Origin of the sequence: Streptomyces sp. ISL-1 (assembly GCF_018614585.1) — a bacterium.
Classification (GTDB): domain Bacteria; phylum Actinomycetota; class Actinomycetes; order Streptomycetales; family Streptomycetaceae; genus Streptomyces; species Streptomyces maoxianensis.
This window is the reverse complement of sequence record NZ_JAGGOI010000004.1, coordinates 318535-340382: the sequence shown is the minus strand read 5'-3', so window position 1 is coordinate 340382 and position 21848 is coordinate 318535. Positions and strand designations below refer to the sequence as shown.

At 71.1% G+C, this 21848-nt stretch carries 19 protein-coding genes; 11 read left to right on the top strand and 8 right to left on the bottom strand.

All coding sequences use genetic code 11. The features are described from left to right. Nucleotides 1-50 precede the first annotated feature (50 nt). The 3 genes from J7E87_RS03515 to J7E87_RS03505 all read right to left on the bottom strand — a co-directional run bounded on the left by J7E87_RS03515 (nucleotide 51) and on the right by J7E87_RS03505 (nucleotide 5159). A complete protein-coding gene (locus tag J7E87_RS03515; protein WP_251016870.1) occupies nucleotides 51-1412 on the bottom strand; it encodes a hypothetical protein in 1362 nt (453 codons plus the stop codon). Continuing rightward, nucleotides 1409-2896 carry a GT4 family glycosyltransferase PelF gene (gene pelF, locus J7E87_RS03510; protein ID WP_215089710.1) on the bottom strand — a complete coding sequence of 496 codons (1488 nt, stop codon included), beginning with the start codon at nucleotides 2894-2896 and terminating at the stop codon, nucleotides 1409-1411. Before pelF ends, J7E87_RS03515 begins: the two co-directional genes overlap by 4 nt. Nucleotides 2897-3017: 121 nt before the next feature. Next, complete coding sequence (locus J7E87_RS03505; protein ID WP_215089708.1) at nucleotides 3018-5159, bottom strand: hypothetical protein; 2142 nt, start codon at nucleotides 5157-5159, stop codon at nucleotides 3018-3020. 419 nt (nucleotides 5160-5578) lie between these two features. On the opposite strand from J7E87_RS03505, the gene J7E87_RS03500 reads away from it, so the two are divergent. From J7E87_RS03500 to J7E87_RS03490, 3 genes are all read left to right on the top strand, one after another. Continuing rightward, a complete protein-coding gene (locus J7E87_RS03500) occupies nucleotides 5579-6214 on the top strand; it encodes a helix-turn-helix domain-containing protein (RefSeq protein WP_215089706.1) in 636 nt (211 codons plus the stop codon). Between the two features lie 104 nt (nucleotides 6215-6318). After that, entirely contained in the window at nucleotides 6319-7047 is a 729-nt protein-coding gene (locus tag J7E87_RS03495; protein ID WP_215089704.1) for an SRPBCC domain-containing protein, read from the top strand. A 131-nt stretch (nucleotides 7048-7178) separates the two neighbouring features. Then, entirely contained in the window at nucleotides 7179-8642 is a 1464-nt protein-coding gene (locus J7E87_RS03490; protein ID WP_215089702.1) for an SDR family NAD(P)-dependent oxidoreductase, read from the top strand. On the opposite strand, the gene J7E87_RS03485 is transcribed toward J7E87_RS03490, so the two are convergent. Next, complete coding sequence (locus tag J7E87_RS03485; RefSeq protein ID WP_215089700.1) at nucleotides 8614-9450, bottom strand: SDR family oxidoreductase; 837 nt, start codon at nucleotides 9448-9450, stop codon at nucleotides 8614-8616. The two genes, J7E87_RS03490 and J7E87_RS03485, sit on opposite strands and share 29 nt — an antisense overlap. Nucleotides 9451-9712: 262 nt before the next feature. Here J7E87_RS03485 and J7E87_RS03480 point away from each other — a divergent pair, with 262 nt between their 5' ends. Then, nucleotides 9713-9886 carry a hypothetical protein gene (locus J7E87_RS03480; protein WP_215089698.1) on the top strand — a complete coding sequence of 58 codons (174 nt, stop codon included), beginning with the start codon at nucleotides 9713-9715 and terminating at the stop codon, nucleotides 9884-9886. Nucleotides 9887-10047: 161 nt separating this feature from the next. Here J7E87_RS03480 and J7E87_RS03475 read toward each other — a convergent pair whose 3' ends face one another. The 3 genes from J7E87_RS03475 to J7E87_RS03465 are packed head-to-tail and all read right to left on the bottom strand — an operon-like array spanning nucleotide 10048 to nucleotide 12825. Beyond that, complete coding sequence (locus J7E87_RS03475) at nucleotides 10048-11454, bottom strand: lipase maturation factor family protein (protein WP_215089696.1); 1407 nt, start codon at nucleotides 11452-11454, stop codon at nucleotides 10048-10050. Continuing rightward, nucleotides 11432-11980 carry a DUF1990 family protein gene (locus tag J7E87_RS03470; RefSeq protein ID WP_215089694.1) on the bottom strand — a complete coding sequence of 183 codons (549 nt, stop codon included), beginning with the start codon at nucleotides 11978-11980 and terminating at the stop codon, nucleotides 11432-11434. The genes J7E87_RS03475 and J7E87_RS03470 overlap by 23 nt, the downstream gene beginning before the upstream one ends. Beyond that, a complete protein-coding gene (locus tag J7E87_RS03465) occupies nucleotides 11977-12825 on the bottom strand; it encodes a YndJ family protein (protein ID WP_215089692.1) in 849 nt (282 codons plus the stop codon). Before J7E87_RS03465 ends, J7E87_RS03470 begins: the two co-directional genes overlap by 4 nt. Nucleotides 12826-12966: 141 nt before the next feature. Between J7E87_RS03465 and J7E87_RS03460 the strand changes: the two genes are divergently transcribed. From J7E87_RS03460 to J7E87_RS03445, 4 genes are all read left to right on the top strand, one after another. Continuing rightward, nucleotides 12967-14037, top strand: a complete 1071-nt coding sequence (locus J7E87_RS03460) for a DUF6777 domain-containing protein (protein WP_215089690.1) — start codon at nucleotides 12967-12969, stop codon at nucleotides 14035-14037. A gap of 53 nt (nucleotides 14038-14090) precedes the next feature. Then, nucleotides 14091-16163, top strand: a complete 2073-nt coding sequence (locus tag J7E87_RS03455; RefSeq protein ID WP_215089688.1) for a SpoIIE family protein phosphatase — start codon at nucleotides 14091-14093, stop codon at nucleotides 16161-16163. A gap of 127 nt (nucleotides 16164-16290) precedes the next feature. Then, nucleotides 16291-17658: a wax ester/triacylglycerol synthase family O-acyltransferase gene (locus J7E87_RS03450; RefSeq protein WP_215089686.1), complete on the top strand. Its 1368-nt coding sequence runs from the start codon at nucleotides 16291-16293 to the stop codon at nucleotides 17656-17658. Between the two features lie 576 nt (nucleotides 17659-18234). Continuing rightward, nucleotides 18235-19095: an Fpg/Nei family DNA glycosylase gene (locus J7E87_RS03445; protein WP_215089684.1), complete on the top strand. Its 861-nt coding sequence runs from the start codon at nucleotides 18235-18237 to the stop codon at nucleotides 19093-19095. 21 nt (nucleotides 19096-19116) lie between these two features. On the opposite strand, the gene J7E87_RS03440 is transcribed toward J7E87_RS03445, so the two are convergent. Then, the gene (locus tag J7E87_RS03440; RefSeq protein WP_215089682.1) at nucleotides 19117-19791 is read right to left on the bottom strand and encodes a zf-HC2 domain-containing protein; all 675 of its coding nucleotides are present in this window, start codon (nucleotides 19789-19791) and stop codon (nucleotides 19117-19119) included. Nucleotides 19792-20063: 272 nt separating this feature from the next. On the opposite strand from J7E87_RS03440, the gene J7E87_RS03435 reads away from it, so the two are divergent. From J7E87_RS03435 to J7E87_RS03425, 3 genes are all read left to right on the top strand, one after another. After that, nucleotides 20064-20891 carry a LytTR family DNA-binding domain-containing protein gene (locus J7E87_RS03435; RefSeq protein WP_215089680.1) on the top strand — a complete coding sequence of 276 codons (828 nt, stop codon included), beginning with the start codon at nucleotides 20064-20066 and terminating at the stop codon, nucleotides 20889-20891. A 182-nt stretch (nucleotides 20892-21073) separates the two neighbouring features. Continuing rightward, nucleotides 21074-21343: a hypothetical protein gene (locus J7E87_RS03430; protein WP_215089677.1), complete on the top strand. Its 270-nt coding sequence runs from the start codon at nucleotides 21074-21076 to the stop codon at nucleotides 21341-21343. Nucleotides 21344-21463: 120 nt separating this feature from the next. Next, nucleotides 21464-21844, top strand: a complete 381-nt coding sequence (locus tag J7E87_RS03425) for a hypothetical protein (RefSeq protein WP_215089676.1) — start codon at nucleotides 21464-21466, stop codon at nucleotides 21842-21844. The last annotated feature ends 4 nt before the right edge of the window (nucleotides 21845-21848 follow it).

The window sequence follows — 21848 nt, the reverse complement described above, 5'->3', positions numbered from 1 at the left end:
CGTGGTCGGTAGTGAGTACTGAGCGGTCGGTGCGTTGAGGTGGGATGCGGTCAGCGGTGTGCGGTGGGCCGGCCGAGCATTCGGCAGGCCGCGGCGACCAGGGCGGCCGCCGCCGCGGTGCGACAGATGACTTGGGCGGGCCCGGACGACAGCCCGGCGAAGTGGGCCGCGGCTTCGAGGGCCGCGGCGGCGAGCGTGACCGCGGCCGGCGTCCAGGCCTGCGAGAACGCCTGCAGCAGCAGCGCGGTCCACAGCACGGCACCGAGGCCGAGCAGCGGAGCGGGCCCGGTCCCCGCGACCAGAGAGCCGATGCCGAGCACTGCCAGATACGCGCCGAGGCAGTACGCAAGGGCCCGTCCGGAGCGCAGCGTGAAGCCGCGACTGGTGGTGCTCGCCCGCAGCGCGGCCAGCGCGAGCGAGCGGTAGCGGTACAGCAGCCACTCGGCGAAGCCCATGCTGAGCGTGAGGACGACGACCGAGCGCGGGTCGTGCGACCCGGCCAGCGCCGCGAGCACGCCCGCGGCGAGACCGAACAGCCCGTACGGAAGCGAGCGCGGCAGTGCGGGGGTTGCCCCCGCGGCCATGGGCCCCGATCGCACGGCGTTGCGCACGGCGTGAGCGGCGGCCAGGACCGCGAGCGTCACCGTCGCCAGCAGCAGCCCGAGTGCGAGCGGTGGCGGAGGCGGCCACACCAGCACGGCTCCCGCACCCGCGGTCACGGGCAACAGGGTGAGCAGCAGGGCCCGTTCGCGGCCGAGGACCAGCAGGACGCTTGCCGCCGCGAGGTAGCAGGACTGACCGGCGGCGAAGGCCGCGCCGGTACCGGGACCCGACACGACCAGCCCGGTGACTGCCGCCCCCAGCGCACCGGCGGGCGCGCCCAGGCGAAGGGTCCGCCCGGCTGCGGCCTTCCCCTCGGCCGCGATCCGCAGATACGCCCGATGGCTGAGCGCCTGGTTCCATGCCCAGGCCGCGAGCGCGGAGGCGATGAGCCCGGACACGTCCGCCGTACCGTGCCACAACCCGGCCCCCAGCACATAGGCGAGGCCCGGCAGGGCGAAGACCAGACCGCGCAGCGCACAGCGCAGATGGTCGGGTCGCCAGGGGTCGGGCGCGGGCGGCGGCTCCGGGTAGAGGCGCGGCACGCGGGCGTACAGGTCCTCGGCGAGCGTGAAGAGGTCCGGACGGGCGTAGCGTTTGGTGATCTGCTCACCCGTCAGGCCGTCCGACTCCAGCAGCGCGGCCACCTCGTAGGGATGGACGGCGGTCGCGACCTGTTCGACCAGCCGCTCGGCGAGCTCGTCGATCGGGTCCTCGGCCCAACTGGGCCGGGAGCGGGTCCGGGCGCGTGGCCCGGGTATGTCGGGCAGGGCGTCGCCGTCGCCCGGCAGCAGGCGTAACGGGCCGCTCATGCGAGGACCTCCGCAGGCCATGCCGGGGCAACCGACTCATGGGCGCCGAGGGCGAGTTCGAGATAGATCGAGCGGAAGGTGTCGACGGTCTGCCGGAGCGTGAACTGCTCGATCACCCGCAGCCGCGCCGCCTCGCCCATCGCGGCCCGCCGCCGCGGATCACGCAGCAGCTCGAGCGCGGCGCGTGCCATCGCCTCCGGCTCCCGCGGCGGCACCACGAGACCGCTGTCGCCGACGGCCTCGCGCACCCCGCCGACATCCGTGGAAACGGTGGCGCGCCCACAGGACATGGCCTCTATCAGCGTGAACGGGAAGCCCTCGCTGATGCTGGACAGCATCACGACATTGCCGGCCGCGTACGCGTCCCGTATGTCGTCGACCCGCCCCTCGAAGGTGACGGCATCCGCGTGCCCGAGCTCGGCGGCGAGCGCCTCGCAGCGCTCCCGGTATGCCTCGCCGCCGCGCGGGGTGCCGCCGAAGAGCCGCAGTCGCGCGTCCGGCAGCTCCTTCCGTACGAGCGCGAAGGCCCGGATCAGGGTCTGAAGGTCCTTTATCGGGTCGACGCGGCCCGCCCAGCTCAGCGTGGGCACCTCAGGTTCGGGCCCGGCGGGCGGAAACGCCGCCGGGTCGACGCCGTTGTAGACCGTGCGTATGAGCTGCGGGTCCGCGCCACCGCGCTCCTCCCACAGCCGGTTGTAGCGATTGCCGGGAGTGATCAGCGCGGCCGCGCGGTACGTCTCCTCGGCGAGCAGCCGGAAGAAGCCGAGCAGCAGTGCCTTCACCGGCCAGCGGTAGGGGCCCGTGCGGTAGCCGAGATAGCGCTCGCGCAGATACACCCCGTGCTCGGTGAGCAGCAGCGGTACGCCGTGCAGCTGTCGGCCGACCAGACCGGGCAGGACCGCGATGCCGCCGCTGACCGCGTGCGCGACGCCCCGCTGAGGCGGCTCGGCCGCGAGCGGCCGCAGCGCGTGTTCCAGCAGATCGGTGGCGGTGAGCGCGTCGTGCAGGGTGGGCCTGGCCGCGTACACCGGCAGGTCGCGGCGGTTCCAGACGCCGGTCAGGGTGCGCACGGCCCGGTCGGTGCGCAGCACGGGCGCCAGCACCCCGTCCCGGGCCGCCCTGGCAAGTTCGTACAGCGCGGGAGCGAAGTGCGACTCGGCCGCCGGGTCGAGGAGCGCGGTCAGAAACCTTTCGTACGTCCCGATCAGCTGCCGCAGCCGGCGTCCGCGCGGCGCGGCCCCGGCCGGGTCGGGCCCCCACATGGGGACGCTCACGGGCTCGGCGACATGGGCGGGCAGCTCCCAGGCAACGGCCTCCCGGCCGGTGCCGGTCACCGCGATGACGCGGAAGTCGAAGTCCGGCATCGCGCCCACGAGTTGGTCGCACCACACGCTCACGCCGCCATGGCTGTGCGGGTAGGTGCCTTCGGTGAGGAGGGTGACCAAAGGCGCGCCGGATCGCGGCGCGTACAAGGATTCGGCCATGTGGAACTGATCCCCTGGGTACGAGAAAGGAAGGGGGCGCCTCGCCCCGAGAACGGTCAGCGGCGCGTCGATCGCGCGGTCCCGGGGGAGCTTTGGGCCCGGGACCGCGCGTGCCGAGGTGTCAGCCGGTCACGCCGTACGGGACTCGCTGGCGCACGCCCGCGGGCAGCGGCAGCTTCGGTGCGGACTCCTGGACCGGCGCTGCGATTGCCGAGCCGGCCGCGGTCGGCGCCGCGGCGGGCAGGGTGAGCGTGACCCGGTCCTGGAGCAGCCCCGGGCCGACCCATCCGGAGACCGCACCGGCGTACGCGCTGCCGAAGCCGGTGGTGCCGAGGAGCAGGTTCTGCCGGGTGCCGGCCGGCATGGTCGCGGTGACCCGGACGCCGCCGGGGGCCTGCACGGTGACGGTGTCACCGATGCGGTAGGCGGTCACCCGGCCCGCCTTGACGGCGGTGTTCCAGGCGGCCCGGTCGCGCAGTTCGGCGCCGATGTCGCGCTGGCGCAGATTCACCAGCGGGGTGCTCTCCGCGTACAGCGCCGCGTAGTCGTCGAGGACGCGGTTCAGCACGGGGTACGCGATGCGGTCCTCGGCCAGGTTGGACTGGTGGATGAAGTGCGGCCGGGGGTCGTTGGCCAGGGCGTGGCCCAGTCCGATGCGGGCCTCGAGCGGCACCACGTAGTCCGTGTACCCGGTCGTGGTGTCCAACGGCTCCGGCAGGCAGGTGGAGTTGGCGGCCGTCTCGCAGATGCCGCTGCCGCCGTCCGCCGCGCGGGTGTAGATCCAGTTGTACTCGTCGATCTGCTCGGCGGTGCGGCCCGCGTTGTAGAAGACGTTCATCGGGTAGCGGGGCACGGTCAGGGCGGGGCCGACCCGGCGCTGGGCGCGGTCGCGCGAGTTGTCGGAGCCGAGCCAGGCGACGGCGTTGTCGGCGAGGGCGGGGGCGAGGTTCGGATTGTCGTCCGGCTGCTGCGGCAGGATCCGCAGCCCGGAGTGCTCACCGGTGACCAACTCGTCGTTGCGCAGGGGGAGTCCGGCCCGCTGGGCCCACGAGCGGTTGTCCGCGATCTGGGCGGAGATGACGGAGCGGCTGACGTACTTCGTGCTCCCGTCCGCGTTCTTGGCGCACACCCAGGGAACGACGGTGACGTCCTGGACGCAGCCGAGGAAGGGGTGGTTGTAGGTGTGGTTGACCCATCGGTAGGCGTCCTTGTCGGCGGTCAGCTGCTGCGCGAGCGGATCGCTGCCGCCGGACTCCTCCTTGAACAGCTCGCTGCCTCCGCCGTTGTAGACCATGTCGAGGGTGAAGCCCTTGGAGGCGGACCACTGCGCCGTGTACTGCGCGTCGGCGGACGTCATCCGGATCGGGTCCGGCTCGCCCTGTCCCGGCGCGCAGTCCACGTCGCCGGGGGTGCAGTTGAGGACGCTGTCCCAGCGGTCGTCGGCGCCGAAGACATCGTCGACATGGACGGCGAAGTAGTTGCGGGCCGCGCCGATCTGGACGCCCTGCGTCAGCCAGTTCACGATGCCGCGGGCGAGCAGTCTGAACTGCTGCTGGTGCTGGTTGTAGACAAAGGTGACGACGAGCTCGCTGCGGCCGTCGTGGCGGTACTCGCCGACGATCGATCCGCGCTCTTGCGAGCCTGGGAGCGGCGCGTCCACATAGGTGGTGAAGTCGGCGCCCGCGGCCGGCTTGGCAACATGCGCGTAACTCTCGCCCACGGAGGGCGAGTTGTCCTCGAAGGGAACGGACCCGTCGAGATAGCCGAAGGGGCCGGCCTTGCCGGCGGCCGTCACCTCGGCCCGCGCGCCGTCGAGCGAGCCGCTGTAGCCGCCGTGGACGGGGTAGTCCAGGCCCACTTCGGGGCGCGCGTAGGTGTACGCGTCGACCTGTGGGATCGCGAAGCTCTTCTCGTACGAGGCGAGCGCGGCCATCTCCGCCGAGTCGGCCCCGAAGGGGTTGTCGTTGGGCAGCACCACGGCCTGGTACTTGGCGCGCGGACGCCCGGCCACGGTGTCGGCGAGGAAGCCCGCGTCGATCACGGGACGGTCCGCCTTACGCAGATCGAGCAGGGTGTACGGCGTTCCCGAGCCGTCGAGTTCGTCGGTGATGGCGGCGGTGGCCGGGCCTCCGTCGTCCACCACCAGGACTCTCAGATCGATACGTGGTGCCGGTGTCGCTGCGCCTTGGGCAGCCGGTGCGGCGAGTGCGAGCAGAAGTGCGCTCGTGGTGGACAAGGCAGCCGTACGGACGCTGCGCCTCATGTGTTGTTCCTCCCCGGAAGGGCATGCCGGACCCAGATCCGGCATGCCCTTGCCCCCCAGCGGTTCGTCGGCGCGTCAGAACGCCCCGCCTGTCCCGCTCTCTGTCGGATCACATAGTGGGGCGTAATTTGGGGAACCTGTGTGGGCTTTGTGAAACCTGGCGCAAAACGTATGCATGCCTCTTGCGGGGCGCCGCGCCGATCACCGTCTCTGACGGCCTGTTGGGTGCCTCCTCCGCCGCACGTCGGCGCCGGATGTGCAGGTCGGGGAAGCGGGAAGCGGCCCCTGGGTGCGAGGGGGCCGTGAAGGGTCTGGACCAAAGGGAATTCCGCAGGGTTTCTCACAGGATTCGGCCAGTTACGCTCTCCGACAATGAAATGAGTCTGGACAAAATAAGTTGTCGGTGAGACGGTGGAGACATGTTGGACGTGACCGTGATCGAGGACTCGGCGGCTGCCGCCGTCTCGCTGGACCCCATGCGCTCCAGGCTGCTCGCCGAGCTCGCCGGCGGACCGGCGTCGGCCGCCATGCTGGCCGGCCGGGTCGGGCTTCCCCGCCAGAAGGTGAACTACCACCTCAAGGCGCTGGAGCGGCACGGTCTGGTCGAGCTGGCCGGCGAGCGCAGGAAGGGCAATGTCACCGAGCGGCTGATGCGGGCCACCGCGGCCTCGTACGTCATCTCCCCGCTCGCGCTGGCCGCGGTGCAACCCGACCCGGCCCGCTTCCGCGACCAGCTCTCCGCGCGCTGGCTGCTCGCCGTCGCCGCGCGGCTGGTCCGCGATGTCGGCACCCTGATCACGGGCGCCGCCAAGGCCCGCAAGGGCCTCGCGACCTACGCGCTCGACGGCGAGGTGCGTTTTGCCTCCGCCGCCGACCGGGCCGCGTTCGTGGCGGAGCTGACCTCGGGCATCGGGGCCCTGATCGCCAAATACCACGACGAGAACGCCGCCGGTGGCCGCGACCACCGCATCGTCGTCGCCCTCCACCCAACCGTGAAAACCCCGCCCGCCATCGAGGAGTCGTCATCCCCGCCCGCCATCGAGGAGGCGTCATGAGGAAGCCGGTCGTCACCGATTTCCTGTGGCGGGCCACGAGTTTCGGTTCGGGCATCCAGCACATCGTCTACGCGCCGCAGTGCGCCTGAGTATCAGGAGTCACCATGTCCAAGGAATTCGAGATCGTCCGCGAGTTCGAGGTCGACGCGAGCCCCGAGCAGGTCTGGGACGCGATCACCACCGGCACGGCGGGCTGGCTGTGGCCCATGGAGTACGAACCCAAGGAGGGCGGAGCGGCCCCCTACGGCGGCACCGTCACCGCATGGGACCCGCCGCACCGCCTCACCGGCCGCACCGAGGACGCGGAGGGCGTGTCCCAGCAGACCTTCAACCAGCTCGACCATGTCATCGAGCCGCGCGAGGGCGGCGGCTCATGGGTGCGCTATGTGCACAGCGGCATCCTCATCGAGGACTGGGACAACCAGTATGACGGCGCGAACAAGCACACCGACTTCTATATGCACACCCTGCGGCAGTACCTCAAGCACTTCAGCGGGCGGGCGGCCACGTTCGCGACGCTGGATGCCCCCGTCGCCTCCAACGCTCCCGGCGGCCTCGAAGTCGTCAGCCGCGGACTCGGGCTGCCGGACGACGCGGTCCAGGGCGCGACGGTACGGGTCGAAGTGCCGGGCGCCGGACCGGTGGACGCGGTCCTGGACTACCGCAACCAGTACTTCATCGGGCTGCGCACCGACGAGGCGATGTACCGGATCTTCGGCCGTAACCACTTCGGTGCGCCGGTCGGCGTCAGCGTGCACGACTTCGCCGGTGGCGCGGACCCGGCGAGGAACGAGGACGCCTGGCGGACATGGCTGACCGGCCTGTTTGCGTGAGGCCCGGGTGGGAGAGCCGGGGGCTTGGACCCAAGCCCCCGGTTCCGGGATTTTGTCGTCACCCTTTTGCTCAGTAAAGTTGCGCTTTTGAGAACCCCAAGCGCACGAGTGATCGAGGAACGATTAAGGCAATGACGGTGACAGAGGACAGCCCGGTGTACGGCCCGGGCATCGACCCGGAGCGCCTGGCCGTCTGCCTCGGCGTGCTCGACGAACTCGACAAGCTGGACGTCGACCACCCCGACGCGATCAAGGTACGGCGCGCCACCGCCGGCATCTACCGCACCGTGAAGCAGCGCCGCCGCCAGGAGCGCCGGGCCGCCAAGACCGCGCACGACAAGACGGTCACCGAGGCCACCGCCACGGGCTCCGCCGAGCGCATCGACGACGAGACGGAGGGCTTGCTGCCGTCCTCGTCCGTCATCGGCGAGATCGCGGGGATACTCCAGCGCCCCCGGTCCTGCTACATCTGCAAGACCCGCTATATCGAGGTCGACGCCTTCTACCACCAGCTCTGCCAGGAGTGCGCCGCCGAGAACCGGGCCCGCCGTGACGCCCGCACGGACCTGACCGGCAAGCGCGCCCTGCTCACCGGCGGCCGGGCGAAGATCGGCATGTACATCGCGCTGCGACTGCTGCGTGACGGCGCCCACACCACGATCACCACCCGCTTCCCCAGCGACGCGATCCGCCGCTTCAAGGCGATGCCGGACAGTGACGAGTGGATCCACCGGCTCAAGATCGTCGGCATCGATCTGCGCGACCCGGCGCAGGTCGTCGCCCTCGCCGACTCGGTGGCAGCCGAGGGCCCGCTGGACATCCTGATCAACAACGCCGCGCAGACCGTACGCCGCTCCCCGCAGGCGTACAGCGAACTGGTCGCCGCCGAGTCCGCCCCGCTGCCCGTGGGCGAGCTGCCGCCCGCCCAGGTCATCGGCACCTTCGGCAGCGGCGCCGTGGTTTCCGTCGCAGCCCTGCCGTCCGCCGCCGGCGAGGGCCTCACCGCCCAGGACGTCACCGGCCTCGCGCTGGTCTCCGGCTCGGCGTCCCTGGAGCGCATCGCGGCGGGCACCGCGATCGACGCCGGTGGCCTGGTCCCCGATCTGCACGACACCAACAGCTGGATCCAGACCGTTTCCGAGGTCGAACCGGTCGAGCTGCTCGAAGTGCAGCTGTGCAACTCCACCGCGCCGTTCATCCTGATCAGCCGGCTGCGCCCGGCCATGGCCGCCGCCGAGGCCAAGCGCACCTACGTGGTGAACGTCTCCGCCATGGAGGGCGTCTTCAGCCGCGGCTACAAGGGCGCGGGCCATCCGCACACCAACATGGCCAAGGCCGCGCTGAACATGCTCACCCGCACCAGCGCCCAGGAGATGTTCGAGTCCGACGGCATTTTGATGACCGCCGTCGACACCGGCTGGATCACCGACGAGCGCCCGCACCCCGACAAGATGCGCCTTGCCGACGAGGGTTTCCACGCCCCGCTCGACCTGGTCGACGGCGCCGCACGCGTCTACGACCCGATCGTGCGCGGCGAGGACGGCGAGGACCTCTACGGCTGCTTCCTCAAGGACTACGCTCCGGCGAACTGGTAGCCCGCAGCTGGTCATGGACGGCGTACGAGCCCGTGCCCGCCGCCGCGCGCACCCTCGTACCGCCGTCCACCAGCAGATCGGCCCCGGTCACCCACGCGGACTCGTCCGAGACCAGCCACAGCACCGCCCGCGCCACATCGTCGGGCTCGCCGATCCGTCCCAGCGGCATCCCCTCGGCGATCCGCCGCTCGGCGCCCTCCCACACGAAGCGCGCCATCTCGGTGCGAACGAGACCCGGTGAGACCGCGTTCACCCGTACCGCCGGGGCGAGTTCGCCGGCGAGCTGCTGTGTGAGATGCCGCAGCGCCGCCTTGCTCGTGCCGTACGCACCCACCCGCGGGCCCACTCCGTGCGTTCCCTCGGTGCAGATGTTGACCACCGCGCCGCCGTGCTCACGCATCCAGGCCCGCCAGGCGAGTTGCACCAGCCGCAGCGCCGCCTCCACATTCACCGCGAACGCCTGCCGCCACTGGTCGGGATCGGCCTCCATCAGCGGACCGTAGGGTGCGTTCGTGGCGGCGTTGTTGACCAGGATGTCGAGCCGCCCGAACTCCCGCACGGCGAGGGCGGTGCAGCGATCGAGATGGGCAGGGTCGGCCACGCTCCCGGCGCAGCCCGCCGCCCGCGCTCCCGCGTCCCGCAGCTGGGCAACGGCCGCTGTTACTCCATCCGGGTCCCGGGCGGTGACCACCACACCGGCCCCCGCACCGGCCAGTGCTCCGGCGATGGCGAAGCCGATGCCACGGGAAGCCCCTGTCACCAGGGCTGTCCTGCCTTCGAGGCAGTTTTGCGCGGGCCAGGAAATCATCCGCGCACGATCCCATGAAGCACCGCACAGGGAAAGATCGTTGGCCGGAATTAAGTCGGTTTACCAGAGGTTTACAGGCCCCATCGAGCGGAGCTCTGCTCATTTGGTTACTCTTGGGTGAACGGACGCCACCAAAGGGCCCACGAAACCCCCTTGGCCGTCCTGGGACAGGTCTGCAACCAGGCTGCGGTCCCGCCCGAATACCGGCGCCACCGCGACCGAACTGCCCTTGTCCCAGTTACGCGACACAGAGGAGTGCGCGGTGACATCAGATGTGAAGAAGCACGAGAAGCGACCGCCGGAACGCGGCGGCGAGCGGGTCGCCCGGCCCGACGAACTCGGCAGTCTGGAAGTCTGGGCCCGTTCGGCCCCGATCAGGCTGGCCGGCTACGAGGACGACCTGGCCGAGCCGCACATCCTGCCCGGCATCGACTGAGCGGATCGCTTCGCCCCGTACCCCCTGCCGCACGGGCGGGGGGTACGGGGCGTTCGGGGGCCGAGAACCGGGCCGCGCCCATCGCGGTGACCGTCAACAACCATTCGGGGATCCGCCCGCACGACTTCACGACTCCTGAGCACATGAGCGCGTCCGGGTGCTCAACGTAGCCTGGTCGGCCTGAGGAACTCGCGCACATAGGTCCGGTGCCACCAGGCGCCGGTGGCCCGCAGTTCGCGCCAGGTCGTGTACCGGTAGCGGTACAGCCTGGCGCGGACGTACGCGGGCGGGGCGTGGGGGAACGGATTGCGGCGCAGCAGCCGCAGCGTGTCCCGGTCACCGTCCAGCAGCCGCTCCACGAACGGACCGAACCAGGGGGCCGCGTAGGCGGGGGAGAGCGCGGCGAACCACATCAGCCAGTCGAGCCGCAGATGGTACGGCGCGAACTGGCGGGGCATTCTGCGCACATCACCCGGTTTGCCCTTGAATTCGTACTCCTGCCATACCGTGCCCGGATGCAGGACCATTTCTTCGGTGCCCTCGACCACCACTTCGTGCCGCACCCGCCCGACGGAGCCGAACGCGCCGTACGCGTTGACCAGATGGAGCGGATCGTAGGACCGGTTCATCTGCTGCCGCCGCGAGAAGAGATTGCGCGCCGGACGGTAACTGAGGCCGACGATCAGGGCGGTGACGGCGATCACCACGACCTCGTGCCAGAGCGGGGGCGCGGGCAGCGCGGGCGGATCCGCGAACAGCGAGCCGTCCACGGCGGAGAGGGCGAGCACGATGGTCAGCCAGTTCAGCCAGGCGAAGTTGCCGGACACCACCAGCCACAGCTGGGTCAGCACGATCACGCCCGCCGCCGCGCCGGCTACCGGCTGAGGTGTGAACAGCAGGACGGGGAGGACGAGCTGGGTCACATGGTTTGCCGCCACCTCGACCCGGTGGAGGGGTTTGGGCAGATGGTGGAAGAACCAGCTCAGCGGTCCCGGCATCGGCTGGGTCTCGTGGTGGAAGTCCAGACAGGTCAGTTTGCGCCAGCACTCGTCGCCCCGCAGCTTGATCAGCCCCGCGCCGAACTCCACCCGGAACAGCACCCAGCGAAGCAGCCACAGCACCAGCACCGGCGGGGCCGTGCGGTCATTGCCGAGGAAGATCGCGAGAAAACCCGTCTCCAGGAGCAGTGACTCCCAGCCGAAGCCGTACCACGTCTGGCCGACATTGACGATCGACAGATACAGCACCCACAGCGCGGCCCACCACGCCATCGCGGCCGCGAGCGGGATATGGTCGGCCGCGCCCGCCACCAGCGCCGCCGAGAGCAGAGCGCCGGCCCAGGCGCAGAGGGCGAACAGGCGGTCGGAGTAGCGCAGTTGGAACAGGCTCGGCGCACGGCGCATCGGCGCCCGGCGTACGAACGCGGGCACCGGCAGCATGCCCCGCTCGCCGATCAGCGCCCGGAACTGCAGGGCGGCGGTGAGAAAGGCGAACAGATACACGGCGGCCAGAGCCCGCTGGAAGACCAGCCGGCCGAGCCAGTAGTCAGGGTCGCTGAACCACTCCATCACGTCCAGTATCGGCCGCGGCAAGCCGTCGCACCGTACGGCCGAGCCGCTTGGCGTACCACTTCTGCACCACGGGTACGAGCGGACCGGCGAGCCGGGTGTACCAGCTCGCCGGACGGCTGAAGGCCGTGACCGTGAACCACACCGAGCCGTCGTCGCGGATGTCGACGATGAACGACTCCTCGCCGCGCTCGGGATGCCCGGCCAAAGTGCCGTACGCGAATCCCGTCCGGTCCTTCTCGTACGCCGTCCAGATCACCTCGCACGGCGCGGTGAACCGCAGCCGGCCGACGCCGAGCGAGACCTCGACCCGGGCGCCGGGCTCCGCTCGCGCCGCCGTGGCGCGCAGCTGGGCGCCCGACCCGCGGTGCATCCGCCAGCTGGTGACCGCCGCGCCCGCCGCCTCGAAGACGGCGCGGCCCCGGCCGATCCTGGCTGTGTGGTGGAGATGGTGGTAGCCGTCGGGCAGCGGGCCGACCCGGGTGGCGCCGGTCTCGGGATAGTTGAGGGCGGGTACGGGATTCATGGGGCCGTCTCCTTGAGTCGTTGCCGGGCCAGCACCGAGCAGAGTGCGAAGCCGAGGGCGTTGCCCAGGCCGTGGGTGGCGGCCATCCAGGTCAGGGTGGGGTGGGGCAGACCGGTGGCTTCGCCGAGCGCCCAGCTCAGGGCGAGCAGCATCGTCACCACAAGCACCGCGGCCGAGACGGCCAGCAGGCCGCGGGTGAACCGGTCGCGGGGGAGCGGGTCGCGGGTGAACCCGCCGCGGTCGCCGGTCCGGATGTCGCGCCAGGTCAGCAGCGCGACGGCCCACATGCCCGCGGTCAGTACGAGTGCACCGAGCAGTTCCGCCCAGTCGTCCAGGAAGTAGCCGGCCAGGACCAGAAGGGTGCCGAGTGGAACGCTCAGCGCCGCGAAGCGCCCGGTGGGACCGGCTGACGTGCGGCAGACCAGGCCCGCCACCAGCGCGGCCGCGAACCCGGCGAAGTGGAAGTGCGGCACGGTCAGCGCCAGGATCGGCAGGCTGAAGCCGAAGAGCTCCTGCCCGGAGCGTTCCGCGACGAGTGCCACACCGGCTACCGACGGGGTCACCAGGGCCGTGAGCACCGCGATCTCCGCGGGTGCGAGCGATCGGGTGCGGGCGAGCCTGCGTGGGGCCTGCGCGGCGAGGACCAGCGTGCCGAGCGCGTACACGGCCGCGAGCCCGGTCGCCGTGGCCGATCGCGGCAGCCAGAGGGCGACGGCTCCCGGGACCGCGAACAGCGGCCATGTCCGCCGAATGGCCGCGAGCCCGGCGGCGTCGATGAGGCGGAGTCCCGCGGGCACGATCACCAGCATGCCGAGCATCACGATCAGGCTGACCAGCACGGACATCGCGCACCCCACCCAGGCTTGAACGTGTTCAATTCCCTGCGGGTTGAGACTATGCGCTTACTTGAACGCGTTCAAGTCGCGGGCGTGACAGGAATCCGGCAGTACTTAGAGGCACCAATTGGGAAGAGGCGGGAGACTTTCGTGCGTCCACCCATTCGCCGTCGGTACGCCGCGGTCGCCGGGCTGTCCGCGGCGCTGTCGTGCACGCTCCTGGTCGCCGGATGCGGCGGCAACAGCAGGACGGCGGCCACCGACCCGAACGAAGTCTTCCTCCAGCCCGCCGCGGCCAGGGGCCCGGACCCGTACACCGCCTCCACGGCCAGGATCGATGTCGGGCCCGCGCCGGCCGACCCGTCCACCGTGCCGAGCAGGCCCGCCGGGGGCCAGACGCTGCGCACCGTCTCCGGCTCGACGCCCGGCCTGTACGGCGGCACGCAGTCGCTGGGCAGCTGCGACGCCGAAAGGCAGGTGAGCCTCCTCGTCGCCGACCAGGCCAGGAAGCGCGCCTTCGCCAAGTCCGCCGGCGTCTCCCGGTCGAAGGTCCCGGACTATCTGCGCGCACTGACGCCGCTCGTGCTGCGCGCCGACACCCGCGTGACCAGCCACGGCTTCCGCGACGGCTCCGCCACCAGCTACCAGGCCCTGCTGCAGGCCGGGACCGCCGTGCTGGTGGACGAGTTCGGGACGCCGCGGGTCCGGTGTGCCAGCGGAAGTCCGCTGAAGCCGCCGGTCGCCGTCAACGGGACCTTGGTCCACAACGGCCAGTCCTGGGCGGGCTACCAGTCGGACCGGGTCGTCGTCATCAAGCCGACCACCCAGGTCATCAACAATTTCGTCATCGTCAACATCGTCACCAACACCTGGATCGAGCGGCAGGCCGGGACCGACGGCGAGCTGGACAAGCGGCCCGATGTGCTCCCGCCCGTGGCCCCTGACGACGTCTTCACCTATCCGCCGGTGACGCCGCCTCCGGCTGACTCCGGCATGCCGAGCGACGGCAGCCTCACCCCGACGACACCCCAGGCGCCCGTCAGCCCGCCCGTGAACCCGCCCGTGGCCCCACCCGTGGAGCCGCCGGTGGACACCCCGAGCGAGGCACCGCCCCCGCCGCCGAACCCCGATATGCCCCCCGAGGACGGCGGTACCCCGTCCCAGCCGGACCTGCTCACCCCCAGCGTGGAGCCGGTGTCGCCGGACACCTTCCAGGGCTGAGCACACCGTCCGAACCGGTCGAAGAATCCGACAAATGATGGCAGAGTGGCCCCATGGTTGATCGGGCAGCGGGTGCCCTGTCGCTTCCCGACGACTGGCCGGCCGACCCGGATCAGAGCCTGACCCTCAACCGCATGGGCAGCTTCGACTGGGACCTGGTCAGCGGGCTGATGCACTTGGACCGGCCCGCTCACGAGGTGTTCGATCTGCGCCCCGGCGAGTACGACGGCCGCCCGGAGAGCCTGGCCTCCCGGGTGCCGCCGGACGAGGCCGCCCGGCTGGACACACTGGTGGCGCAGGCGCTCAAGAAGGGCAGCGACCACTACGGGGTGTATTTCCGCATCCGCCGCCGTGACGGCAGCCTGCGCTGGACGCACACCCAGGCCAGCGTCCGCCGCGACGAGACGGGCCGCCCGCTGCGCATCATCGGCATCATCCGCGACGCCACCGAAGAGCTTGCCGAGGCCAGGGCACGACTCGAAGTCGACGTCGAGCGCCGCCGGCAGACCAGCGTCGTCGAGAGCACCACCGCCGCCCTCGCCCACGCCAGGACCGTCCAGGACGTCATCGACGTACTGAAGGACTCGCACGGCCTGGAGCACTTCGGCGCGACCAGCCTGGTCATGGGGCTGCTGGAATCGGGCCGGATCCATCTGGTCGCCGAGGGTCCGGAAGGCTCGTTCGTGCCGGGCACCCGCTTCACGCGCGTCGACGAGGCCTACCCGATGAGCGAGGTGGTACGTACACTCACGCCCCGCTTCATCGAGTCCGAACAGGACTTCGCCGAGTCGTATCCGTTGCTGTGGCCGCACATCGAAGGGCTCCACATCACCTCCGCCGCCTATCTGCCGCTGATCGCCCAGGCCCGCCCCATCGGGGCGCTCGGCCTGCTGTACAGCGACAAGACCGGTTTCAGCGCCGAGGAGCGCAATCTGCTGGTCGCCCTCGGCAGCAGCATCGCCCAGAGCCTTCAGCGCGCCATGCTCTACGAACAGGAGCACGATCTCGCCGAAGGCCTCCAGCAGGCGATGCTGCCGCGCCGGATCCCCATTGTGCCCGGGGCGCAGATCGCGGTGCGCTACCGCTCCGCCCGCATGGGCCGGGACATCGGAGGCGACTGGTACGACATCATCGCGCTGCCCGGCGGGCGGGTGGGCGCGGTCATCGGCGACGTACAGGGGCATGACACGGACGCGGCCGCGGTGATGGGGCAGCTGCGCATCGTGCTGCGCGCGTACGCGGCCGAGGGGCACACCCCGGCCACCGTGATGGCGCGCGCCTCCGTCTTCCTCGACGAGCTGGACACCGACCGGTTCGCTACCTGCACGTACGCGGAGGCCGATCTGTCCACCGGTGTGGTGCAGGTGGTGCGGGCGGGGCATGTCGACCCGCTGATCCGGGACGTCGACGGAAACTGCCGACGGCTGCCGGTGGAGGGCGGGCTGCCACTGGGGCTCTCGGCGGAGTTCGGGCAGCTCGAATACCCCGTCAGCACCGTCGAGTTGGACCCCGGCCAGACCCTGCTCCTCTATACTGACGGGCTGGTCGAGCAGCCCGGCGCCGATCTGGACGACGGCATGCAGCTGCTCACTTCGCTGGTGCGCGGCGGCCCCCGCGATCTGCAGCTGCTCGCCAACCATTTGTGCGAGGTGGTGGACGAGCGGGGCGGCGACGACGACGTGGCACTCCTGCTGCTGCGCCGCAAGGGCGCGTACACCCCGCAGACGGGCGGCCGGCTGCGGCAGCATGTCGCGCAGAACGACCCGGAGGCGCTGCGTTCGGCCCGGCACATGATCCGGGCGGCGGTACGGGCCTGGGGTGCGCGCGAGCGGTCGGACGAGATCGAGCTGGCTGCCGACGAGATGATCACCAATGCGCTGATGCACACGGACGGCGGCGCGATCGTGACCATCCGGGTGCTGTCGGGCCCGGAGCAGCGGCTGCGGGTGGAGGTCGAGGATCGGTCCAGTGCGCTGCCCCGCCGGCGTGATGCGGGCGAGTCGGGCGTGTCCGGACGCGGGCTGATGCTGGTGGACCGGCTGGCGGAGGCCTGGGGTGTCGAGTCCCGAGGCAGCGGCAAATGCGTTTGGTGCGAGTTCATAGTCCAGGACAGACCGCCCAACTGATGGAAACCTGTTGTTAACTGTCCGTGAAGTGATCGTACTTGACCGTAGCCGACCGCAGGCGTTTGACTTCGCATTCCGTGGCCTTTTAGGACACCCTTTAGGACACCTTCTAGGACAAGAGGTCCCCTTGAGCACCGAGCTTCTTGCCCCCCTCGACCTGGCGTTCTGGCACCTCGAGTCCGTCGGTCACCCGATGCACCTCGGCGCCCTAGCCTTCTTCGCGCCCGCCCCCGGGGGGCGAAGCGGCGACGGCGTCCTCGATTTGCTCGCCACGCGCGCCGCCGCGATCCGCCGGCTGCGGATGCGGGTGAGGGACGTCCTGCTGCCCGTCGGCGGCGCGCGCTGGACCGTGGCCAAGGACTTCGACGTACGACGGCATGTGCACCATGTCCGCCTCCCGGACGGCGACTTCGCCACCGAGGCCGCCGGGATCGCCGGCGAGCTGATGGAACGGCCCCTCGAACGAGGTCTGCCGCCGTGGGAGATGTACCTCCTGACGGGTGAGTCGGGCGGCCCGTTCGCGGTGCTGGTGAAGCTGCATCACGCACTGGCGGACGGCATGCGCGCGGTCGCCATCGGGGCCGGCATCTTCGACCAGATCGCCGACGCCCGCACGGTCGGCGTAAAACGGGCGCGTACCGTGCCGCCCCGACCTTGGTTCACGGGTCCCTCGCAGGTGGCCGGTTTCGCCCGCGGCCGGATGGAGGAGTTGGGCCGGGCTCTCGGGGTCGGTGCCTCGGTCGTACGGGCCAGCAGGCTCGACCCCCGCGGCATGACCGCACTGACGGCCGGTTCGAGCGGCACACGGCGGCTCGGCACCGCCGTACTCGACCTGGAAGACGTGCAGCGCGTACGAAGGGCGGTGGGCGGCACCGCCAACGATGTGCTTCTCGCCGTCGTCGCGGGCGGGCTGCGGCGCTGGCTGGACGAGCGCGGCGAGAAGCTGCCTGCCGCCGACCCGCGTGCCCTGGTGCCCGTCTCCCAGCGCAGGCCCGGCAGTCCGCCCGGCTCGGGCAACAAGTTCTCCGCGTATCTGCTGGAACTTCCGGTCTCCGACCCCGATCCGCGCTCACGGCTCGACGCCGTACGCACCGCCATGAACCGCAACAAGGCGGCAGGGCCGTCGCGCGGCGCGGGGGCGCTGGCCGTGCTCGCCGATCAACTGCCACCGCTGGCACACCGGTTCGGCGCACCCCTGGCGGGCGGTGCGGCGCGGATGCTCTTCGACGTCCTGGTGACCAGCGTGCCGCTGCCGCGCTCGGCCCTGTCGCTGGGCGGTTGCCCGCTGCGCGAGGTCTATCCGATGGCGCCGCTCGCCCGAGGGCAGTCCCTGGCGATCGCCATGTCCACCTATGACGGGCGCGTGCATGTCGGCCTGGTCGCCGACGCCAAGGCCCTGCCCGACCTCGACCGGCTGGCGCGGAATCTGGGGGAGGAGCTCGTAGAACTCCTCGACCTGACTCGAGATGCCTCGCTCGACATCCCGGCCCGATAGATCGGACAGCTCGGCGGGCCGGCGCAAGACCTAGCCCCTTCAAGGGTGTTGACGCCCCGCAGTGATCCGATGAATATTCGTCGTGATCGGTGAACGCCAACAGGGAGGGGCAGCAGCGGGATGCGACGGAGCACGCTCGGACGCAGCGCGGTCGAGATCACCGAACTCTCCTTCGAGCCGCCGGAATCGGCAATCTCTACACCCCCGTGACCCCGCCGTCGCCGCGGCGGCGGTCGACGCCGCCTGGGACGCGGGCATCCGGACCTTCGACACCGCGCCGCACTACGGGCTCGCCTGTCCGAACGCAGACTGGGAGAGGCCCTGCGCACCCGCCCCCGCGACGCCTGCACCCTCTCCACCAAGGCCGGGCGGCTGCTCGAACCCTGCCCACCCGGCGGCGACGACCTCGCAAACGGCTTCGCCGTCCCCGCCGACCACCGCCGGGTATGGGACTTCAGCGCGGAGGGCATACGCCGCAGCGTCGAGGAGAGCCTTCTGCGGCTCGGTACGGACTTCCCCCGCACGGCGAATCCCGGTGAACCTGCGCCCGCCCCGCCACTTTGGCACCCTGGATGCATGCCGGAGCTGCCCGAAGTCGAAGCGTTGAGAGAGTTCCTCGGCACCCACCTGGTGGGTCAGGAGATCGTCCGCGTCCTGCCGCTGGCGATCAGCGTTCTGAAAACGTACGACCCCCCGCTGACCGCCGTCGAGGGCGCCGAGGTCACCGCCGTGGACCGGCACGGGAAGTGGCTCGACATCAGCGTCGGCGGACTCCATCTGGTCACCCATCTCGCCCGCGCGGGCTGGCTCCAGTGGAAGGACGAGTTCCCGGCCGCGCCGCCACGCCCCGGCAAAGGCCCGCTCGCCCTGCGTACCGTTCTCGCCTCGGGCGGCGGCTTCGACCTCACCGAAGCGGGAACCACCAAGCGCCTCGCCGTCCATCTCGTACGTGACCCGGCCGAGGTGCCCGGCGTCGCCCGTCTGGGCCCCGATCCGCTCGCCGACGGCTTCGACCGGGACGCCTTCGCGGCGCTGCTCGCCGGGGAACGGCGGCAGATCAAAGGCGCGCTGCGCGACCAGGGCCTGATCGCCGGCATCGGCAACGCGTACAGCGACGAGATCCTGCATGCCGCGAAGATGTCGCCCTTCAAGCCCGTGCGGAACATCGACGAGAACGAAATCACCGACCTGTACGAGGCGCTGCGCTCCACGCTGCGTGACGCCGTCGAGCGCTCGCGCGGCCTCGCCGCCGGCCGGCTCAAGGCCGAGAAGAAGAGCGGCCTGCGCGTCCACGGCCGCACCGGTCAGCCGTGCCCCGTCTGCGGCGACACCATCCGCGAGGTCTCCTTCAGCGACTCCTCACTGCAGTACTGCCCCACCTGCCAGACAGGGGGCAAGCCGCTCGCCGACCGCAGACTCTCCCGGCTGCTGAAGTAGCGCGGGATCTGCAGCCCCGTGTCACCCCTTGAGGGAGACCAGAGGCTGCCCGCCGAGGGTACGAACCTCCCACCGGCCGATCTCGCCGCTCGGCAGGTCCGTACCCCCCTCGATGTCCAGCGGCTGCTCGTGCCCCGGGGAGCCCGGTATCCCGTAGCCGCCGGCCGGCACCGCCCAGGTGAGGACCGGGTGTTCGATGCCGTCCTTGCCGATGGCGACAAGACGGCAGGCGCCAGGCCCTTTGAGACCCGACAGACGCAGCGCGACCGCCGTGCCCCAGACCCGGTCCTGCGTCGCGGCGGTCGCCGAGACGCCCGTCGTGGCATCCTTCGCCACGATCTGCTGAACGGCGGGGCTGCGGCTCCCGGCGTCCCGGAGTGCCACCGCCGCGGCAGGCAGGGCGACGACAAGCGCGGCGGCCGCCGCGACCAGCTTCAGCCGGCGCCTGCGGCTGCGTCGCCGCACCACGGCGACCTCGTCGGTCATCCGGTCGAGCAGCCGCCGGCTGGGGCGGACCTCGACGCGGTCGGGTCCGGCGAGTTCGGCCAGGGACGCCGCGGCCGAGGTGAAGTCGGAGAGCTGTACGGTGCACATCACACAGTCGGCCAGATGCTCCTCGAACCGGAACGCGTCCGCGGGCTCCAGGACGCCCAGCGCATAGGCGGCCACGTCCTGGTGCCGCTGCTGCAAACTCATGGCGTCCTCGATTCGTCTTCTTGCCCCGTTGCCGTGCTGCGTCCGATGCGGTTCCGTCGCGGGTCAGACGCGGGTCTGTCGCCCTGAAGTACGGACCAGATGCGCTCCGTGCTCAACTTCGCGCGCGTCAAGCGCAACCGCCGCGAAGCGCGCACCGTGCCGGAGTGTGAACGGGCCGCCGGCCGAACTGCCTGCTCGAGGGCCGGGGGGCCGGCGGGCTCGGCGACCGGACGCCGTGGTCCGGCCGTCGAGGCGCGCCTACACTCCGTGGCATGCTGCGCGTACTGGCTGTCGACGACGAGAAACCGGCACTCGAAGAGCTGCTCTACCTCCTGCGCTCCGACTCCCGCATCAGGAGCGCCGAAGGAGCCACGGACGCGACCGAGGCACTGCGCCGCATCGGCCGCGCACTGGACGCGGGCCCGGACGGCGACGACGGCATCGACGTCGTCTTCCTCGACATCCACATGGCCGGTCTCACCGGCCTCGACGTGGCCAAACTGCTCGCCGGATTCGCCCGTCCGCCGCTGATCGTCTTCGTCACCGCCCACGAGGGCTTCGCAGTCCAGGCCTTCGACCTCAAGGCCGTGGACTACGTCCTCAAGCCGGTGCGCAGGGAGCGGCTCGCCGAAGCCGTCCGCCGGGTCCGCGACCTGGTCGTCTCGGCGCGCGAGTCCCGGCAGCCCGACCCGGCGGGCCACGCGGGGCGCACCCCCGTACCCGGCATCCCGCCGACCGTCGCGCAGCATGCCCAAGGGGGGAGTACCGCCGAGCAGATACCGGTCGAACTGGGCGGTGTCACACGGTTCGTACCGATCGACGACATCGCGTACGTGGAGGCCCAGGGAGACTACGCCAGGCTGCACACCGAGGACGGCAGCCACCTGGTGCGCATCCCGCTGTCCACCCTTGAGGAGCGCTGGGCGTCGCGCGGCTTCGTACGCATACACCGCAGCCATCTCGTCGCCCTCGCGCGTATCGACGAACTGCGCCTGGACGCCGGGGCGACCACCGTCCGGGTCGGCTCCGCCGAACTCGCCGTCAGCCGCCGCCATGCGCGCCAGCTGCGCGAACTGCTGATGCGGCACGCCAGGGGCTGAACCGCCGCCGCGCACCCCCACCCCGACCCGGCCGACCGTTGGACGGGTGGACGGAGCCGCTCGTCGCCCCGCCACGGCCGTACGGCGACGCGCGTCATCCGCTGACCGAGCCGCCGCCGGATACGGCGGCAACCGCTCCTGCCCGCCGCCTAGCCTTGATCGGGCACGGGAGAAGGGGCCTGATGTCCGACATCGAAGCACTGCTGGAGGAACTCCGGAGCCTGCCGGCGACCCGGGTGTCCAGCGCCCGTGACCTCGAGGCACTCCTCACCACCGCGAAGAGCGCGGCCGGGCGCTGGGCGGATGTGCTGTACGAGATCCAGGAATCGGCACAGGGGCTGGCCGGCCCGCGCGCCGAAGCCGCCCTCGAAGTCGCGTTCCGCAGGGCGGAGGAGTCATACGTCGAGCTGGAGATCGCGCTGAGTGACTGCGTCCAGCGCGCGGGCCACTGACAGGGCCCACCGAGAAGCGTGGCGGTCTCGAGGCGCGGCAGGTGTCTACCGTAGGTAATCGCCGCTGCGTAGACTCCACAGCTCCCGAGATTCCGCCGACACACGCTGGAGCGGACGACGATGTCTGCAGAGCAACAACCCCGCCGTGAGGTGGTCACCGGCGTGCCGCGCGGGGCCAGGCGCACGGCGCGGCACGCCCCCGCCCGGTCCGAGATCAGCGAGCAGACGACGCTCGGCGCCACCTATGTGCGCTCGCTCATGCGCAGCCAGCTGCGGGCCGCGCTCTACGCGCTCGGAACGCTCGCCCTGCTCGTCGGCTCGCTGCCGCTGCTCTTCGCGCTCCCGGCCGTCTTCGGCGGCTCCCTCTCCTCGCCCGAGCCCTTCGTCTGGGCGGCCCTCGGCGTCGCGGTCTACCCCGTGATGTGGCTGACCGCCCGCTGGTATGTACGCCGGGCCGAGCGCAACGAAGAGGACTTCACCAGGCTCGTCGAAGGACGCTGACCTC

Excerpts from the sequence above, each read along its gene's own strand:
- J7E87_RS03440 (WP_215089682.1), bottom strand. The coding sequence starts at position 19,791 with ATGAGTTTGCAGCAGCGGCACCAGGACGTGGCCGCCTATGCGCTGGGC.
- J7E87_RS03430 (WP_215089677.1), top strand. The coding sequence starts at position 21,074 with ATGTCCGACATCGAAGCACTGCTGGAGGAACTCCGGAGCCTGCCGGCG.
- J7E87_RS03470 (WP_215089694.1), bottom strand. The coding sequence starts at position 11,980 with ATGAATCCCGTACCCGCCCTCAACTATCCCGAGACCGGCGCCACCCGG.
- J7E87_RS03500 (WP_215089706.1), top strand. The coding sequence starts at position 5,579 with ATGTTGGACGTGACCGTGATCGAGGACTCGGCGGCTGCCGCCGTCTCG.
- J7E87_RS03425 (WP_215089676.1), top strand. The coding sequence starts at position 21,464 with ATGTCTGCAGAGCAACAACCCCGCCGTGAGGTGGTCACCGGCGTGCCG.
- J7E87_RS03505 (WP_215089708.1), bottom strand. The coding sequence starts at position 5,159 with ATGAGGCGCAGCGTCCGTACGGCTGCCTTGTCCACCACGAGCGCACTT.
- J7E87_RS03490 (WP_215089702.1), top strand. The coding sequence starts at position 7,179 with ATGACGGTGACAGAGGACAGCCCGGTGTACGGCCCGGGCATCGACCCG.
- pelF (WP_215089710.1), bottom strand. The coding sequence starts at position 2,896 with ATGGCCGAATCCTTGTACGCGCCGCGATCCGGCGCGCCTTTGGTCACC.
- J7E87_RS03495 (WP_215089704.1), top strand. The coding sequence starts at position 6,319 with ATGTCCAAGGAATTCGAGATCGTCCGCGAGTTCGAGGTCGACGCGAGC.
- J7E87_RS03515 (WP_251016870.1), bottom strand. The coding sequence starts at position 1,412 with ATGAGCGGCCCGTTACGCCTGCTGCCGGGCGACGGCGACGCCCTGCCC.
- J7E87_RS03445 (WP_215089684.1), top strand. The coding sequence starts at position 18,235 with ATGCCGGAGCTGCCCGAAGTCGAAGCGTTGAGAGAGTTCCTCGGCACC.
- J7E87_RS03475 (WP_215089696.1), bottom strand. The coding sequence starts at position 11,454 with ATGGAGTGGTTCAGCGACCCTGACTACTGGCTCGGCCGGCTGGTCTTC.
- J7E87_RS03465 (WP_215089692.1), bottom strand. The coding sequence starts at position 12,825 with ATGTCCGTGCTGGTCAGCCTGATCGTGATGCTCGGCATGCTGGTGATC.
- J7E87_RS03435 (WP_215089680.1), top strand. The coding sequence starts at position 20,064 with ATGCTGCGCGTACTGGCTGTCGACGACGAGAAACCGGCACTCGAAGAG.
- J7E87_RS03455 (WP_215089688.1), top strand. The coding sequence starts at position 14,091 with ATGGTTGATCGGGCAGCGGGTGCCCTGTCGCTTCCCGACGACTGGCCG.
- J7E87_RS03485 (WP_215089700.1), bottom strand. The coding sequence starts at position 9,450 with ATGATTTCCTGGCCCGCGCAAAACTGCCTCGAAGGCAGGACAGCCCTG.